We start from the raw sequence: 15,287 nt of genomic DNA on the forward strand, positions 1-15,287 counted from the left end.
GGTTGGACGAGATCAGCGGTAGGCGGCGTCGGTCCACAGGTGCAGGAGCGCGTAGGAGCGGTAGGGCGCCCAGGCCGGTGACCGGGCCGCTGCCGCTTTCCGGTCGAGACCGAGTGCCCGGCGGGCGACCAGATCACCGGGCGCGAACGTGTCGGGGTCGTGGAGTGCCCGAACCAGCAGGTAATCGGCGGTCCAGGGGCCGATGCCGGGGATGTCGAGCAACAGCCGGCGGGCATCCGCGGCGGGAACGCCGTGCAGCAGTGTGCCCTGGGCCCAGAGTCTGGACACCTCGTGCAGGGTTCGTGCCCGGGCGCGGGTGAGACCGGCACACTGTTGAATCTCCGCCGGCCCGAGCCGGGCGAGGGCCGCGGCGACCGGGAAGGCACCGAGTTCGGCGTACCTGTTTCCGTAGGCGGTGACGAGGCGGCTCGCGAAGGTGCGCGCGGCGGCGAGGGAGACCTGTTGGCCGATCACCGCCGCGGCGACGGCCTCGAACTCGTCGGGATAGCCGATCAGGCGCAGCCCCGGCCGGCGGGCGATCAGTGGCGCGAGAACCGGGTCGGCGGCGAGCTTTCGGTCGACGAGCGCGGTGTCCGTGTCGAGGTCGAACCATCGACGGATCAGCGCCGCGACAGGTGCGGGGTCATCGACGCTCGGGTCGGTGACCGCCGTCAGCCCGCCGGGGTCGAGGGTGATCGTGACGAGCGCCGGCTCGCCGTCGATGGTGAGGATGCGCCGGTAGGTGGTGCCGTCGAGCTCTTCGGCGCCGGGGATCGCGTGGGCGGCCAGCATGGCGAGCGCGGCCCGGTGGTGGAACGGCCCATGCGCATCGACGCGGATGATGCTCATGCCGGCCAGATGCCGGAGCTGCCGCGCCGGTGCGAGCCGAGCAGGTGGGTGTCGATGATCCCGATCGCCTCCATCAGAGCGAACATCGTGGTCGGCCCGACGAACCTGAACCCGCGGCGGCGGAGCTCCTCGGCCAAGGCGACGGACTCGGGCGAGGTGGTGGGGATGTCCTCGAGCCGGCGTGGTCGGGGTGTCGACGCCGGCTGGAACGACCAGATCAACGCCGCCAGGCCCCCATCGTCTCGCAGCTCCACGGTGGCGCGGGCGTTGCCGATCGTGGCGACGATCTTCTGCCGGTTGCGGACGATGCCGGGATCGGCGAGGAGGCGTTCGATGTCGCGATCGCCGTATCCGGCGATGCGGTCGGGGTCGAAGTCGTGGAACGCGGCCCGGAACGCGGGGCGCTTGCGCAGGATGGTGGCCCAGGACAGGCCGGCTTGGAATCCTTCGAGGCTGACCCGCTCGAACACCCCACGTTCGTCGGTGACCGGCATGCCCCACTCGGTGTCGTAATAGTCGCGCAGCAGCGGGTCGACCGCGGCCCACCCGGGGCGGGTGAGTCCGTCGTCGCCGATGACGACGCCGGGGTCGGCAGCGGGTTCGGTCATCCGGTGAGTCCGGTCATGCGTGTGGTGATATTGATTCGCCCGCGGTCCAGGCCGCAGCCGTCGGGGGCGGTGCCGGGGTGGATCCGGGTGACACCGTGGTAGGCGAGGCGGGCGGCGCCGCCGAAGACGAACAGGTCGCCGGAGCGTAACCGGAGGTCGGTGTAGGGCTTGCCGCGGTTCTCGGTATTGCCGAACCGGAAGGTGCATGCGTCGCCGATGGACAGCGAGACGACCGGCGCCGGCGAGCGTTCGTCCTTGTCCTGGTGCATGCCCATGCGCGCGGTGTCGTCGTAGTAGTTCACCAGCGCGGTGTCCGGCGTGTAGGTCTCGGCATCGGTGTCGCGGTAGCCGGTTTCACGCAGCGCGCGGCGGCCGAGCCGGACCATCCAATCGGGGAACGGCAGCACCCGGGCGCCGTTGACGTCGGTGGCCTCGCGCGTGTACTTGTACGGTTGCCAGTGCCAGCCCAGACACACGGTGCGCACCGACATCTCGTGTCCGCGGACCTTGGCGGCACGGATCGGCACCGGCCCGCCGGCCCATTCGCGGAACCGGCCGACGATCCAGCTCTGCTGGTCGAGCGTGAGCCAGCCCGGCACCAGCACCGCGCCGGGGCCGGGCTCGCTGGGGTCGAGTGGTTCGATCTCGGGGCCGAACAGCATCATGACCCGGCCCTCGGATCGGTGCCGATCCGATCCTGCTTCCATGCTCGGTAGCGGTCTTTGCAGCAGGTGCCGCAAGGGCGGTAGCCGGCTGCGACGGCGGTGGCCTCGTCGGCGAAGAACACCCGGTTGCGCACATACCCGCCCTTGGCGATCGCGCGGAGCGCCGCCGGGCAGTCGAGGCGGCCGTAGATCTTTCCGCCCCGGTGGCCGCCCCAGGTGCCCCCGACCGGAGATGCGTAGCGGCGGCCGTCCGGGCCGGTGAGCCAGTACCTCATGCGGCGTCGTGGAAGACGAGGGCGAGGGTGTGCCGCTCGCCGGAACGGATCGCGGAGACGCCGTGCCGCACGGGCGCAGCGGACCAGCCACGGGCGGATTTCACCGGACGGTCACGGGTGGTAAACACATAGCCGTGGCCGTGCGGCAGCAGGGTGGCGGTGCCGCGGGATTGGGCGCGGGGACGCTGCTCGAGCAGCAGGAACTCGCCGCCGGTGTGATCCACGCCGGGCTCGTTCAGGTTGACGACCACTTGAAGCGGGAACACGAGGTCGCCGTAGAGGTCGCGGTGCAGCGCGTTCCAGTCCTTCTCGCCGTACTTCAGCAAGATCGCCGTCGACTTCGTCTGTCCGGCTTCGTGGCACATGTCCAGCCACTCGTCCAGCGTGTCCGGCCACGGAGTTTCCCGGCCGAGTTTGGTCCACCAGTCCCGGGCGATGGGCAGTAGCCGCGGATACAGCGCCTGCTTCAGCCGTTCGATCGGCTCCGGGTAGGGGGCGTGGAAGTACCGGTACCGGCCCTCGCCGAAGCGATGGCGGCCCATGGTGATCGTGCTACGGAACAGCTCGTCATCGGCGTAGGCATCGCGCAGCGCCACGGTCTCCGCGTGTGTGAGGAGCTGCGGCAACAGCGCGCCCCCGTACTCGTCGACCTCCTCGGTCACCGCCGCCCAGTCCGCCGACTCGACCCGCTCGCGCCACGGGTCGACCGGCTGGTGAACCTTCTTCCCGGTGCTGTTCGCCAGGGTCATGCGGCGGCCTCCAGCTCCAACAGGGCCGTCTTGGCCGCCAGCCCGCCGATGTAGCCGCCGAGCGACCCGTCGCTGCGCAGCACGCGGTGACAGGGCACCACGACGGGGAGCGGGTTGGTCGCGCAGGCGGTGCCGACCGCCCGGACCGCCTTGGGGTTGCCGACCAGCTCGGCCATCTCCTTGTAACTGCGGGTCCGGCCGTACTCGATCTCGGGCAGGTGCTCCTGCAGCAGCCGGCGAAACCCGTGCGAAAGCGACAGATCCAGGTCGAGGTCGAAGACCTTGCGCTTGTGGGCGAAGTACTCGTCCAGCTCACGCGCGGCGGGCTCGAGCTGCTTCGGGGACCGCAGAATGCGGGGGCTGACCCGCACGGCCAGACTCTCCAGCACCCGATCATGGTTTTCGACCGCATAGGCGACCCGGACCAGCCCCTTCGGCGTGGCCGCGAGCAGCAGCGTCCCGACCGGACTGTCCACCGTCGTGTACGCCACGTCGAGGAGGCCCTCGGCCTGCGCGGCAGCTTCCAGTCGGCGATGTAGCGCGGCAATGGTCTCGTCGATGTTCGTGCCGTTCATGATGGTGCTCCTTGCACGTGAGCGCCCGGATAATTCTTTCTGAGCTTCTTCAGGCCGTCGGCCGACGCTCGTCGGGCCGCGTCGACGGTGCCGCCGAGGATGCCGGCGATCTCCGCGTACGACATCCCGGCCAGGTAGCGGAAGGTGATCGCCTGCCGCTGCTTGTCCGGCAGCCGGCCGACGAACTCCCACACATCGGTGTCGTTCGCACCGGGGATCCCCAGCGCGGTCGGCGTCTCGGGCAGTGTCTCGACCGGCAGCGGGTTGCGTTTCGCGGCCCGGTGCACATCGATCGCCTTGCGGCGGGCGATGGTCACCAGCCAGGCTTCGACGTTCGCCGTGTCCGGAAGCTCCGGGTAGGCGCGCATCGCGGCCAGGAACGTCTCCGACCAGGCATCCTCTGCGTCATGCACCCCAGGGCCGGGTACGCCGAGGACGGTGCGGCAGACGCGCAGCACGGTGACGCCGTGCTGCGCGACGACGGCCTCGAACGGTTGCTTCATCATCGTCATCTCATCGAATACGGCTCAGGTGACTCTGTCGTGAGACCCACTAGAACAATCGTCCCGCGCTGATCCGGGCGGGCTCCTCCAAGTCCAGCAGGGCCCGCTTGCGTCCCAGCCCACCGGCGTAACCGGTCAGCTTCCCCGTCGCCCCCAGTACCCGGTGGCACGGCACGAACACGCACAACGGATTCGCACCCACCGCCTGCCCGACCCGATACGCGAGCGACCGGTCGCCCAGGCGCTCCGCGACCGCCCCATATGTGGTCGTCTCACCGAACGGTACCTCCGCGACGATGCGCCAGACGGCGTGCTGGAAGGCGTCGCCGGTGGGAGCGAACGGAAGCGCGAACGCACGGCGAGCACCGGTCAGGTACTCGTGCAACTGCGCCGCCGCCGCGACCAGCAGTGCATCGTGATCGCCGCCGACCACGCGGCCGAACGTGTGTTGCGCCGGCCGCCGAATGTGGTGCCGGAAGTAGAGCCCGGTGATCGCGTCGCCGGAAGCGACGATCGTGACCGGACCGAGCGTGGTGTCCACCAGGACATGTCGCGTATCCATCGCTTGATCCCCATCTCTGTGTGTGCTTTGACCTCGCTGTGCCTTGAAGACGCCTGCCGGACGACGAACGTGAGACGGGCACCGCCGTTGATGTGCACTGCAGTTGGTGTGCACCGCCGGAGGTCGGTCGTCCGGGCCAGGTGACGAATCTGGATTACGCTGGGACCGTGCCTGAATCCATCGCCGACGCGAACTACGTGGCCCTCACCACCTACCGGAAGGACGGCACGGCCCGAGCCACGCCGGTGTGGATCGCGGATCTGGGCGACGGCACCCTCGGGTTCACCACCGCGTCGTCGAGCTACAAGGTGAAGCGACTGGCCCACAACCCGGCGGTGCTGTTGCAACCGTCGGACAGTCGGGGCAAGCCGAAGGCCGATGCGGCCGTGCTCGCCGGTACCGCGACAGTTCATACCGACGACGCCACGTTCGCCAAGGTTCGGGACCGGATCAAGCAGAAGTACGGCATCCAGTTCCGGGCGATCGCGCTGTTCGGCAGCATGGCCAAGCTGATCGGCAAAGGCAGCGGTACCGACGCTGCCGTGGTGGTGACGCTCGACCCGCCGACCGGATAGCGTCCGCCGCCCGCGAATCAGGGCAGGCTTTCGATCGTCAACCCCCGGATGGCGGCGTAGACCCCGCCGTCGGTGGTGAGCAGCGGCCAGCCGCGGACCAGCGCCGACCACGCGGCCTGGGCCTGGTCGACCGACAGGCTGGTCGTGACGCCGAGCAATCCGGCCTGTTTGGCGATCACGCCGTCGAGATCATCGACATGGAAGACCTCCATCGTCGGTAACCGATCGAGCACGTGGTGTGCGGACTCGGGTGCGGTTTGCCAGGCGGCTTGCAGGACGGCGGCCGGGAGCACGATCGTGCCCTGGTCGGCGATGGCGGCACGGACCCGGGCACGGACATAGATGCTGGTGCCCGCGGCGAAGTCGACGAGCGCAGGAGCGGCGAAGACGCAGCCTACGTAGATCACGTGGTGGTGTCGGTGCGCCGCATGCTCGCCACGAGTGCCAGCTCGTCGGGTGAGGCCGGGCCGAACAGCTCGTCCATCGTGCGCGCGTCGCGGACATAGGCCAGGGCGCGACGCGCGGCCATAGCGAGGAATCCGGAGACCGATTCGGACTCGATGTCACCCGAGCCGACCACTTCCTTGATCTCCGCGTGGAGATCGTCGGGGAAGGAGACGTTGAACCGCATGACGCAAGATTACACACGTTCACGGGCGATAGTGTGTATCGATCCGGGTGCAGTGCTCATCCGCCGCGGGCCCGACTATTCGGCGTAGGCCGGTTCCCGGGCCGCTTGCGCCCGGACCAGCTCGGCGTACCGCCCGTCGCGCCGGATCAGCTCGTCATGGGTGCCCCGCTCGACGATTCGGCCCGCGTCGAGCACCGCGATCAGGTCGGCGTGCCGGACCGTGGACAGCCGGTGGGCGATGGTCAGCACGGTGCGGCCACGGCCGGCCTCGTCCAGCGCGCGTTGCACCGCGCGTTCGGTGGTGTTGTCCAGGGCCGAGGTGGCCTCGTCCAGGATCAGGATCGGCGGGTCGCGCAGGATGGTGCGGGCCAGCGCGATCCGTTGCTGCTCGCCGCCGGAGAAACGGTAGCCGCGGGCGCCGACAACCGTCTCGTAGCCATCCGGTAGCCCGGCGATCAGATCGTGGATCTGGGCCGCTCGGGCCGCGGCGACGATCTGCTCGTCGGTGGCGTCCGGGCGAGCGACGCGCAGGTTTTCCCGCACGGTGGTGTGCAGCAGGTAGTTCTCCTGGGTGACCACGCCGACCAGCCGCGTCACGTCGGCGAGCCGCATCGCGCGCAGATCGGTCCCGTCGATCCGGACGCTGCCCGAGGTGGGGTCGGCCAGCCGCGACGCGAGCCCGGCCAAGGTGCTCTTCCCGGAGCCGGTGGCCCCGACCAGGGCCACGGTAGCGCCGGCCGGCACGTCCAGGCTCACCTCGGCCAACGCAGCCTGCGGAGCATCCGGGTATCGGACGGTGACCCGGTCGAACTCCAGGTGTCCGGCGGACGTAGGGCCCACCGGCACCGGCTGCGCTGGATCGGCGATCTCCACGGGTAGGTCCAGGTACTCGAAGATCCGGCTGAACAGCGCCATCGACGTGATCACCCGGGCGCCGACATTGAGTACCCCGAGCAACGGCCGGAACAGGGCGTTCTGCAGCGCGGTGAACGCCACCAGGGTGCCGATCGACATTCCGGCCCCGGTGGCCGGCAGGCCCGCGGCCAGATAGATCGCCGCCGGCACCGCGGCCAGCACGATCGACATCGCGCCCATCCGCCAGCGCCCGGCGAGTTCGGCCTGGAGCTCGAGCCGGGTCAGCGCCGACGAGGTATCGGTGAATCGTTCGGACAGCGCCGGTCCGGAGCCCAACGTCTTGCCGAGCAGCACCCCGCCGATGGACAGCGACTCCTCGATCTGGGTCTGTAGCTCGGCGGTAGCCTGCTGTGCCCGAGCCTGGATCGAGCGGCGCATCCGGGCCACCTGACGGGTCAGCAGGACCGCCGGTGGCAGCACGATCAGGCTCAGCAGCGACAGCTTCCAGGACAGTGCGACCATCGCCACCGCGGTCCCGATCACGGTCGTCACATTGGCCGCGATCGAGGTCGCGGTGTCGGTGACCACCCCGCGCATCGCGTTGATGTCGTTGGTCACCCGGGACTGCACCTCGCCGCTGCGGGTCCGGGTGAAGAAGCCGAGCGGCATCCGTTGCAGGTGCTCGAACAGCGTCGTGCGCAGCCCGTGCATCACCTGTTGGCCGACGCCGGTCGCGATCCAGGTCTGCACCACCCCGAACAGCTGGGTGACGACGGTGATCGAAAGCATCGCGGTGACCAGGCCGACGACGGCCCGGACGTCGTGCTGCGGGATCGCGTGGTCGATCAGAGCTCGCAGGATGAACGGGTTGGCCAGGCCGATCAGCGACGTGGCGACGATGATCGCCGTCACGCCGGTCAGCGCCCGCCGATGGGGCCGGAACAGGGCCAGGATCCGGGCCGGCGCGACCGGGTGTTCGGCCAGCTGGGCGAGATCCTGCGGATTCTTTCGGGTCGGCCCGACCGGGCCGGGGCGAAGGTCGAGTGTCGGCAAGCGCACCTCCTGGAGGACATTGATGAGGTTACCTCACCATGAGTCAACCAGACCACCCGGCTAGACTATTCCCGTGCGGATGCCCGACTCGCCCGACGATGCGAGCCTGCAGCAGTTGGTGATGCGGGTCGCGCACGAGTCGCGACGCCGCTGGATCGCAGAGCTGGAGCCCTACGGGCTGTCCCCGCACCTGGCCCGGGCGCTCGGGGTGGTCGCGCGCGACGAATCCGGCGCGGGGCCGCGGCTGTCGGAGCTGGCCGATCGGCTGCACGTCACCCGCCGGTCGGCCACCGAGGTGGTCGACGGGCTCGCCGAACGAGGGCTCGTCGAGCGCCGGGCCGACCCGGACGATCGGCGCGCCGCGGTGGTCGTGCTCACCGGCGCGGGCCGGGCGCTGTGGGAAACGCTGGAAGCGGCCCGGCTACAACGCCACGATGCGGTCTTCGCCGGGCTGACCGACCCCGACCGAGCCGAGTTGCGGCGGATCTTGACCGTGGTGATCGCCGGACTGGGGTAGTCGGGGCCGGTGCCCGTAACGCGCAATCAGCCGTCCAGGGTGAAGATCGGCTTGTGTCCGGGGTTGTCGCTGGTCAGCACCTCGGGAATCTGTTCCCAGGGGTAGACACCGCTGGTGACGATCTCGGGGTGGAGCTTTCCGTTCACCACGTTCGCCAGGATCGGCGTCATCGCCGGCCGTGCCTGACCTTTGCCGTTGTGGAAGTGGACGCCGCGCACATACAGGCTGAGCAGCGGGATCTCGACCGGCGCGAAGTAGATGCCGACCGAGTTGACGTAGCCCTCGGGTCGCACCGAGCCCAAGACCTGGTTCAGCTTCGCCGGGTCGCAGGTGGTGTCGACCGACAGGTCGTGGTCGGTGTCGTAGCCGTCGCGAAGGTCACGGACCTCGATGCCGAGCTGTTGCGCGACGGCCATCCGGACCGGGTCGTCGTCGTAGTAGATCGCGTGCCCCGGCGCGAGATGCTGCGCCACATCCGCGACGTAGAGGCCGATCGAACCGGTGCCGCCGAAGACGCCGATCTTGGGCTCGGCCATGCCGGCCACGGTCGGCATCACCGTTTCCCAGCCGAGCGCGAAGTTGTCGCCGATCGATGCGAGGTGCACCGGATTGATCGTGTCCGGCAGTTTCAGCAGGTTGTAGTCGGCGAACGGCACCCGGATCAGCTCGGAGAAGGTGCCGCCCCAGTGGCCGTTCACCGGGAGGCCGTATTGGGCGTCGCCGTGCCGCAGGCACCGGGCGGGATGGTCACGGCGGCATTCGGCGCAGGTGCCGCAGGCGATATGCCAGGCCACGCCGACCACGTCGCCGACCGCGACCCCCGCGCAGTCGGGGCCGACCTCGACGACCTTGCCGACGCACTCGTGTCCGAGCGGGAACGGTCCGAACCCGGAGAACGGCGTCTTGCCGCCGATCACGTGGTGGTCGAGGTCGCAGGTGGTCGCCGCGATCGGGCGGACCAACGCGTCGGTGGGCTGCACGATGGTCGGGGCGTCGACGTCGTCGAAGCGGAGTGTGCCCGGGCCGACGAACATGAGTGCTCTCATGACATCGACTCTGGCCGCTACGGGCCCGACGACATTATCTCCGCGCGTCGGGTTCTTATCCACGCGCGACAATAGTTCGCGTGACCTTCGTGCGCTCGGCAACGCTACGTGGTTTCCGCGAGGTCGTCACCGGACTCGGCGGCGACCCGGAGGCCTACCGGATGCAGGTCGGTCTGCCCGCCGGTTGCCTCGATCAGGACGACATCACCGTGGCGCCCGCGACGGCTGCTGCCCTGGTCGAAACCGCGGCGGCCGACCTGGACTGCCCCGACTTGGGGCTTCGGATCGCGGCCAAACAGTCGTTGTCGGTTCTCGGACCGCTCGCCGTCGCGCTGACCAACTCCCGGACCCTCGGCGCGGCGCTGGACTGCCTGACGCGGTACCTGGGCGTGCACAGCCAGGCGGTCAGCCTCACGCTCGGCGAAGACCCGGACCCGACGTCCGGGATCGTCGCGCTCTACTACCGGCCGGCCGACGAGCACGGTCCGGTACAGACGACCGATCTGGGGCTGGGCTTCGCGCACCGCGTGCTCAGCCAGATCAGCGGCGGCTCCTACGGTCTGCGCGGCGTGGAGCTGCCGTACACGCCGATCGCCCCGTTGGCGACCTACCGCGAGTTCTTCGGCGCGCCGGTGCAGATCGGTCGTCCGCTGCGCGCCGCGGTGCTGCGCTTTCCGGCCGCCGTCGCCGAGCGGGAGCTGCGGCGCGGCGACGACACCATCTACCAGCTGGCGATGGCGTACCTCGCTCGCCGGGCGGGCGACCGGGGCGACGACCTCGTCTCCCGGGTGCGGACTCCGGTGCTCGATTCGCTCGGTGTCGCGCCACCCACCCTCGACGGGGTGGCCGGGCTCATGTTGATGCACCCGCGCACGCTGCAGCGGCAGCTGGCCGCAGCGGGTACGACGTTCGGTGCGGTGGTCGACGACGCGCGGCGGGAGAAGGCGTTGCGCCTGCTGCTCGGGACCGACCTCACGGTCGGCCAGATCGGTGCGATGGTCGGCTTCGATGTGCAGCCGTCGTTCACGCGAGCCGCCAGGCGGTGGTGGGGGAAGACGCCGACCCAGATGCGGGCGAAAGCGTCGCCTGGGGATAAAATCTCGTCGTCGCGGGCTAACCGCGCGCCCCACGCCTGAACCACAGTCGGAGTATGAGATACCACGTCCCCGAATACGTCGATGTCCTCGTCATCGGCGCCGGTCTGTCCGGCATCGGCGCCGCCTACCGGCTGCAGACCGAGTGCCCCGATCGGACCTACGTCATCGTCGAGGCGCGGGAGATGCTCGGCGGCACCTGGGACCTCTTCCGCTACCCGGGGGTGCGGTCCGACTCGGACATGTACACCCTGGGCTATCCGTTCAAGCCGTGGCGAGCCGCTGAAGCGATCGCGTCCGGACCGGCGATCCTCGACTACATTCGCGAGACCGCCGTCGAGAACGGCATCGACCGGAAGATCGTCTACCGGACCCGCGTCACGGCCGCCGACTGGTCCACCGCCGATCGGGTCTGGACGGTGACGCTCGAGCAGGGCGGGACGACCCGCACGGTGCGCGCGGGGTTCCTCTATGCCTGCGCCGGCTACTACGACTACGACCACGGGCACGCCCCGGAGTTCCCCGGCGCGGACAGCTTCGCGGGTCGGTTCGTGCATCCGCAGTTCTGGCCGCAAGACCTCGCCTACGCCGGCAAACGAGTCGTGATCATCGGCAGCGGCGCGACCGCGGTGACCCTTGTTCCGGCGATGGCGTCGGCCGACACGCACGTGACCATGCTGCAGCGCAGTCCCACCTGGATCAGCGCGGTTCCGAGCCGGGACCGGCAGGCCGACTGGCTGCGTACCCACCTGCCCGAGCGGATCGCACACCGCGCGGCGCGGGTCAAGAACGTCGTATTCAACATCGGGTTCCAGCAGTACTGCGAGCGGTTTCCGGACCGCGCCCGCGCGTTCCTGCTCGGTCGAGTGCAGCGGGTCCTGGGCGCCGAGGCGGTCGAGCAGCACTTCACCCCGGCGTACCGGCCCTGGGAGCAGCGACTCTGCGCGGCGCCGGGTGCCGACATCTTCAAGGCGATCAAGGCCGGTCACGCCGAGGTGGTCACCGACACGATCGCCGAGATCGTCCCCGCCGGCATCCGGCTCACCTCGGGCCGGGTCCTGGAAGCGGACATCATCGTCGGCGCCACCGGGCTCGAGTTGACAACGTTCGGTGGTCTCGCGGTCGGGATCGACGGCCGGCCGGTGAACGTCGCCGACGAGTTCGTCTGGCGGGGCGCGATGGTCAGCGGCATTCCGAACTTCGCGTTCTGCATCGGCTACAGCCGACTTTCGTGGACGCTGCGCGCCGACCTGTCGTCCCGACTGGTGTGCAAGGTGTTGAACTGGATGGCCGGGAACGGCATCGACGCCGTCGTGCCGGAGGCGGACAAGCCGATGGCGGCATCCCCGTTGTTCGGGCTGACCTCGGGGTATATCCGACGATCGGTCGACGCCTTCCCGAAGCAGGGGTCGCGCGCACCGTGGCAGATGCGGCAGAACTACCTGCTCGATGCGTTCGGCACGCTCCGCAACGACTTCGGCCGCACGCTCCGCCCGGTGTCAGGTGTGCCGGCGTCAGGTACTGCAGGCGAAGCCGACATTGCCGAGCACCGAGCAGAGCGTCAGGCCGAAGTTCCGTGACAGGTCGTTGATCGTCGAACTGTTCTCGTAGAGGTAGGACCAGAACCTCGGGACCCAGTACGGGGCGGCGTCGTTCAGCATGGTGACCAAGGGGCTCATCGGTGACTCCGGATCTGGCGTTTGGGTTCCCGCTGCTCGTCGACGATAGGCCGGTGACCGGGTGATTCGGTCGGGTTTGCGGCCGATTCGGGCCTACAGCCGGTCGGCCAGCCGCCGGGCCGCGATCTGCACCGCGTCCCAGACCGTGGCAAACGGGGGTGAGTAGGCGAGGTCCATCGCGGCCAGGTCGTCCACGGTCAGCCCGCCCCAGATCGCCGCGGCCGCGGTGTCGATCCGTTTGCCGGCACCCCGGCCACCGACGATCTGCATGCCCAGTAGTCGTCGGTCGGCGGTCCCGGCGACCACCTGCACCGCGATCGGATCGGCCTCGGGCATGTATCCGCTCGCCGTGTCACTCTCGGTGAGCAGGTCGGCGTAGTCGATCCCGGCGGCGGCAGCCTCGGCGGTGGACAGCCCGGTCCGGGAGATCTCCAGATGCACCCCGTCGGCGACGAACCGGGTGATCGAGGAGCCCAGGACACCGGCGAACTCGGCCCGCCCGCCCGCGATGTTGTCGCCGACCACCCGTCCCTGCTTGTTCGCGTGGGTGCCGAGCGGGGCGAACAGGACCGCGCCGGTGATCCGATGCCGACACTCGCAGCAGTCGCCGGCCGCCCAGACCCCGGGCGCGAGTCGACCCGTCGGATCGGGCAGATAGCCGCCGTCGCTGCCGAGCGGGAGTCCGACGGCCGCGCCGAGTTCGGTTGCCGGTCGGACGCCGACGGCCAGCACCACCGCGTCGGCGGGCAGCTCGTCCCCGGTGGCGGTGGTTACCGCCCGAACCCGGCCGGTGGAATCGACCTGGACCCCGGCCACCTCGGTATGCGATCGAAGATCGATCCCGGCCGCCCGGAGGCCGGCAGCGACCCGATCGGAGAGGACCGGTTCCAGGTTGCCCAGAACCGTCCCGTGGGTCAGCAGGGTGGTGCGCACGTCCCGGCGCAGCAACGTTTCGGCCATCTCGACGCCGATGTAGCCGCCGCCGACGATAACCGCGTCCCGAACGTTGCGATGGGGGGCCAGCAGATCGAGCCAGACCGCGCCGTCGTCGAGGTTCTTCACCGGATGGACGCCCGAGATCAGCGCACCGGTGTCGGTGCGGGCCCAGTCCGGCACGATCGGGGCGGCGCCGGTGGCGAATACCAGCTCGTCGAACTCGAGCATCGTGCTGGTTTCGGTGTCATCGATCGCGGTGACGGTGCGGCGGTCGAGGTCGACGGCGGTGGCCCGGGTGCCCAGCCGCAGGTCGACGCCGAGGTCGCGGTGTTGCTGGTAGGTGCGGGCGACCAGGTCGTCGGCCGCGGCCACGTCGCCGCTGATCCAGTACGGAATCCCGCAGGCGGAATACGACGTGTGCCCGGTTCGCTCGAGCACCACCAGGTCGAGCGCGTGCCCGCGGGCGTGTGCGCCGCGCAGCGCCGCGTGCGCGGCGCTCATCCCGGCCGCGTCGCCGCCGACCACCACCACTCGACGGGTTGCGTTGTCCGACGAGGGGCCGCTGGTGTCATGCACGTGGCTACCCTACGGTCGAGGCGGTCGCACGCTGTCGGCAGCGGTCTCACATCGGCAGGCGACGAATCCGAATCGTGTCCTCGCCGAGGACGACAATCGCCCCCGCCTCGAGTTCCTCGCTGACGAGCGGAAGGTTCTCGATCAGTAGCTGTGCTTGCTCGTACGCTCGTCGTCCGCTCGCTCGGCGGATGGGCACGAAGGATGGCCCGCTCGCGTGACTATGGGCGAGCAGCGTCCCAAAGTCGGTGTCGGCGCTGATGAGAATCAGACCGTGCGACGCCGCGTGCTCGATCACAACCTCGTCGGGTGTGCCGGTTGGATCGACATCACGTACGTGACGTGCATCGTGACCGGCTTCGATCAGCAGCTCACCCACAACCGGCGATAGATTCTCATCCAGTAGCAGCCTCACGCCGAGCGGCGAAGTGGAAGTTGCCGCTCGCGGAGCGCCGCTGCGGCGTACTTCAGAGCTTCTGAGACATCTTCGAGCTCTAGATCGGGATGTTCGGTGAGGATGTCTTGTGGCGACATTCCGTCAGCCAACATCGCCACAACACTCGCCACCGGAAAGCGCATGCCGCGGATGCACGGCATACCACCCATTACTTCCGGGTCGACTGTTATGCGGGTGAATTCCACCGTTCAATTCTAGGCCGCACGACGAGTGGGAACGCGCTGGGCTCAGCGCCAGGCGAACACCGGCTGCTCCAGGTGGGCGACCGGAGTGTGCCGGCCGTGCAGCACCAGCTCCCGGAACTGATACAGCACGGCGGCGGTGGGCGCGTGGAGGTAGCGGCCGAACAGCGGTAGGCGGATCACCGGGTTGTCCGACTCGGGAATCCGCTCCAGCTCCGGCTCGACGTCGAGGCCGGCGAGCGACAGCAGATGCAGCTCGGCGACCTCGGCCTCGTCCGGTCGGAGCTGGTCGACCGGACCGGCCCAGGCCACGATCGGCGTGATCAGGTAGCCGGATCGGGTGGGGTAGTCGTCGAGCGTGCCGAGCACGGCGTCCGGCTCCAGCATGAGGCCGACCTCCTCGGCCAGCTCGCGCAGCGCCCCGTCGACCGGCGTCTCGCCCGGTTCCAGACGGCCCCCGGGCAACGCCCATTGCCGAGCGTGTCGACGGAGCCCGGCGGAGCGCCGGGTGAGCAGATACTCCAGCTCCAGATCGGTGCCGGCGGCCGCCGGTTCGACGATCGCGATCGCCACCGCGGCGTGCGTCAGCGCCGGCCGGTCCAGCCGACGTGGGGTTATCGCGGTCAGCCGCGATCGAGCCCGGTCCGGGAAAGAATGCACCTGCACGTCGTGCAGGTTAGCCACCTCGGCTATGGCGGGGTCAGGCGAAATAGCTGTTGCAGACGCCGCCCAGCGCGCGGATCACGACGCAGGTCGCGTCGGAGAAGGCGCGGGCGCCGTTGTACAGCGGATCGTGGTTCATGAACAGAAAGTTGATGATGTCGGCCATCGAATACTCCGTTGCGGGTGCGGGTCCTCTCTACCTGGATCCGCGCGTCGGCCTTTCCCGTTACGCCGGCGACC

At 69.5% G+C, this 15,287-nt stretch carries 21 protein-coding genes and 1 pseudogene; 5 read left to right on the forward strand and 17 right to left on the reverse strand.

What is annotated here, in order from left to right:
* Positions 1-12: 12 nt before the first annotated feature.
* Genes KV203_RS00065 through KV203_RS00100 form a run of 8 tightly spaced genes read right to left on the reverse strand, consistent with a single transcriptional unit; the run spans position 13 to position 4,786 of the window.
* The gene (locus KV203_RS00065) at positions 13-849 is read right to left on the reverse strand and encodes a DNA-3-methyladenine glycosylase family protein (RefSeq protein ID WP_066472194.1); all 837 of its coding nucleotides are present in this window, start codon (positions 847-849) and stop codon (positions 13-15) included.
* Positions 846-1,457 (reverse strand): DNA-3-methyladenine glycosylase I, encoded by a 612-nt coding sequence (locus KV203_RS00070; RefSeq protein WP_066472191.1) that lies wholly within the window; start codon positions 1,455-1,457, stop codon positions 846-848. Before KV203_RS00070 ends, KV203_RS00065 begins: the two co-directional genes overlap by 4 nt.
* Positions 1,454-2,122 carry an alpha-ketoglutarate-dependent dioxygenase AlkB family protein gene (locus KV203_RS00075; RefSeq protein ID WP_066472189.1) on the reverse strand — a complete coding sequence of 223 codons (669 nt, stop codon included), beginning with the start codon at positions 2,120-2,122 and terminating at the stop codon, positions 1,454-1,456. Before KV203_RS00075 ends, KV203_RS00070 begins: the two co-directional genes overlap by 4 nt.
* The gene (locus KV203_RS00080) at positions 2,119-2,397 is read right to left on the reverse strand and encodes an Ada metal-binding domain-containing protein (protein WP_066472186.1); all 279 of its coding nucleotides are present in this window, start codon (positions 2,395-2,397) and stop codon (positions 2,119-2,121) included. Before KV203_RS00080 ends, KV203_RS00075 begins: the two co-directional genes overlap by 4 nt.
* Entirely contained in the window at positions 2,394-3,146 is a 753-nt protein-coding gene (locus KV203_RS00085) for a 2OG-Fe(II) oxygenase (RefSeq protein WP_066472184.1), read from the reverse strand. The genes KV203_RS00080 and KV203_RS00085 overlap by 4 nt, the downstream gene beginning before the upstream one ends.
* Positions 3,143-3,721, reverse strand: a complete 579-nt coding sequence (locus KV203_RS00090; RefSeq protein WP_157079862.1) for a methylated-DNA--[protein]-cysteine S-methyltransferase — start codon at positions 3,719-3,721, stop codon at positions 3,143-3,145. Before KV203_RS00090 ends, KV203_RS00085 begins: the two co-directional genes overlap by 4 nt.
* Positions 3,718-4,224, reverse strand: coding sequence for an RNA polymerase sigma factor (locus KV203_RS00095; RefSeq protein WP_083530180.1), 507 nt, complete (start codon positions 4,222-4,224; stop codon positions 3,718-3,720). The genes KV203_RS00090 and KV203_RS00095 overlap by 4 nt, the downstream gene beginning before the upstream one ends.
* A gap of 49 nt (positions 4,225-4,273) precedes the next feature.
* Positions 4,274-4,786 carry a methylated-DNA--[protein]-cysteine S-methyltransferase gene (locus tag KV203_RS00100; RefSeq protein ID WP_066472183.1) on the reverse strand — a complete coding sequence of 171 codons (513 nt, stop codon included), beginning with the start codon at positions 4,784-4,786 and terminating at the stop codon, positions 4,274-4,276.
* 167 nt (positions 4,787-4,953) lie between these two features.
* On the opposite strand from KV203_RS00100, the gene KV203_RS00105 reads away from it, so the two are divergent.
* Positions 4,954-5,361 carry a PPOX class F420-dependent oxidoreductase gene (locus KV203_RS00105; protein WP_169797521.1) on the forward strand — a complete coding sequence of 136 codons (408 nt, stop codon included), beginning with the start codon at positions 4,954-4,956 and terminating at the stop codon, positions 5,359-5,361.
* Between the two features lie 17 nt (positions 5,362-5,378).
* Here KV203_RS00105 and KV203_RS00110 read toward each other — a convergent pair whose 3' ends face one another.
* From KV203_RS00110 to KV203_RS00120, 3 genes are all read right to left on the reverse strand, one after another.
* Positions 5,379-5,768, reverse strand: coding sequence for a hypothetical protein (locus KV203_RS00110; protein ID WP_066472179.1), 390 nt, complete (start codon positions 5,766-5,768; stop codon positions 5,379-5,381).
* Positions 5,765-5,992, reverse strand: coding sequence for a hypothetical protein (locus tag KV203_RS00115; RefSeq protein ID WP_066472176.1), 228 nt, complete (start codon positions 5,990-5,992; stop codon positions 5,765-5,767). The genes KV203_RS00110 and KV203_RS00115 overlap by 4 nt, the downstream gene beginning before the upstream one ends.
* A gap of 75 nt (positions 5,993-6,067) precedes the next feature.
* Positions 6,068-7,900 carry an ABC transporter ATP-binding protein gene (locus KV203_RS00120; protein WP_246600343.1) on the reverse strand — a complete coding sequence of 611 codons (1,833 nt, stop codon included), beginning with the start codon at positions 7,898-7,900 and terminating at the stop codon, positions 6,068-6,070.
* 79 nt (positions 7,901-7,979) lie between these two features.
* Here KV203_RS00120 and KV203_RS00125 point away from each other — a divergent pair, with 79 nt between their 5' ends.
* The gene (locus KV203_RS00125; protein WP_066472311.1) at positions 7,980-8,417 is read left to right on the forward strand and encodes a MarR family winged helix-turn-helix transcriptional regulator; all 438 of its coding nucleotides are present in this window, start codon (positions 7,980-7,982) and stop codon (positions 8,415-8,417) included.
* Between the two features lie 26 nt (positions 8,418-8,443).
* On the opposite strand, the gene KV203_RS00130 is transcribed toward KV203_RS00125, so the two are convergent.
* Positions 8,444-9,463, reverse strand: a complete 1,020-nt coding sequence (locus KV203_RS00130) for a zinc-dependent alcohol dehydrogenase (RefSeq protein ID WP_066472171.1) — start codon at positions 9,461-9,463, stop codon at positions 8,444-8,446.
* 80 nt (positions 9,464-9,543) lie between these two features.
* Between KV203_RS00130 and KV203_RS00135 the strand changes: the two genes are divergently transcribed.
* Positions 9,544-10,599, forward strand: coding sequence for an AraC family transcriptional regulator (locus KV203_RS00135; RefSeq protein WP_083530173.1), 1,056 nt, complete (start codon positions 9,544-9,546; stop codon positions 10,597-10,599).
* 14 nt (positions 10,600-10,613) lie between these two features.
* Positions 10,614-12,137 carry a flavin-containing monooxygenase gene (locus KV203_RS00140; RefSeq protein ID WP_066472169.1) on the forward strand — a complete coding sequence of 508 codons (1,524 nt, stop codon included), beginning with the start codon at positions 10,614-10,616 and terminating at the stop codon, positions 12,135-12,137.
* A gap of 192 nt (positions 12,138-12,329) precedes the next feature.
* Here the strand turns inward: KV203_RS00140 and KV203_RS00145 are convergent, their stop codons facing one another.
* From KV203_RS00145 to KV203_RS00155, 3 genes are read right to left on the reverse strand one after another with little or no spacing between them, the layout of a single operon-like run.
* A complete protein-coding gene (locus KV203_RS00145) occupies positions 12,330-13,748 on the reverse strand; it encodes an FAD-dependent oxidoreductase (RefSeq protein WP_246600353.1) in 1,419 nt (472 codons plus the stop codon).
* Between the two features lie 46 nt (positions 13,749-13,794).
* Positions 13,795-14,124 (reverse strand): DUF5615 family PIN-like protein, encoded by a 330-nt coding sequence (locus KV203_RS00150; RefSeq protein WP_157079860.1) that lies wholly within the window; start codon positions 14,122-14,124, stop codon positions 13,795-13,797.
* 32 nt (positions 14,125-14,156) lie between these two features.
* Entirely contained in the window at positions 14,157-14,333 is a 177-nt protein-coding gene (locus KV203_RS00155) for a DUF433 domain-containing protein (protein ID WP_246600994.1), read from the reverse strand.
* On the opposite strand from KV203_RS00155, the pseudogene KV203_RS19485 reads away from it, so the two are divergent.
* Positions 14,293-14,379, forward strand: a pseudogene (locus KV203_RS19485) (hypothetical protein); the annotation flags it as partial. The gene KV203_RS00155 and the pseudogene KV203_RS19485 overlap by 41 nt on opposite strands.
* 50 nt (positions 14,380-14,429) lie before the next feature.
* Here the strand turns inward: KV203_RS19485 and KV203_RS00160 are convergent.
* The gene (locus KV203_RS00160; protein WP_246600355.1) at positions 14,430-15,050 is read right to left on the reverse strand and encodes an NUDIX hydrolase; all 621 of its coding nucleotides are present in this window, start codon (positions 15,048-15,050) and stop codon (positions 14,430-14,432) included.
* Between the two features lie 34 nt (positions 15,051-15,084).
* Positions 15,085-15,213 carry a hypothetical protein gene (locus KV203_RS19895; RefSeq protein WP_255246956.1) on the reverse strand — a complete coding sequence of 43 codons (129 nt, stop codon included), beginning with the start codon at positions 15,211-15,213 and terminating at the stop codon, positions 15,085-15,087.
* Between the last annotated feature and the right edge of the window lie 74 nt (positions 15,214-15,287).

This window comes from Skermania piniformis (assembly GCF_019285775.1).
In the GTDB taxonomy this organism is placed as follows: Bacteria; Actinomycetota; Actinomycetes; order Mycobacteriales; family Mycobacteriaceae; genus Skermania; species Skermania pinensis.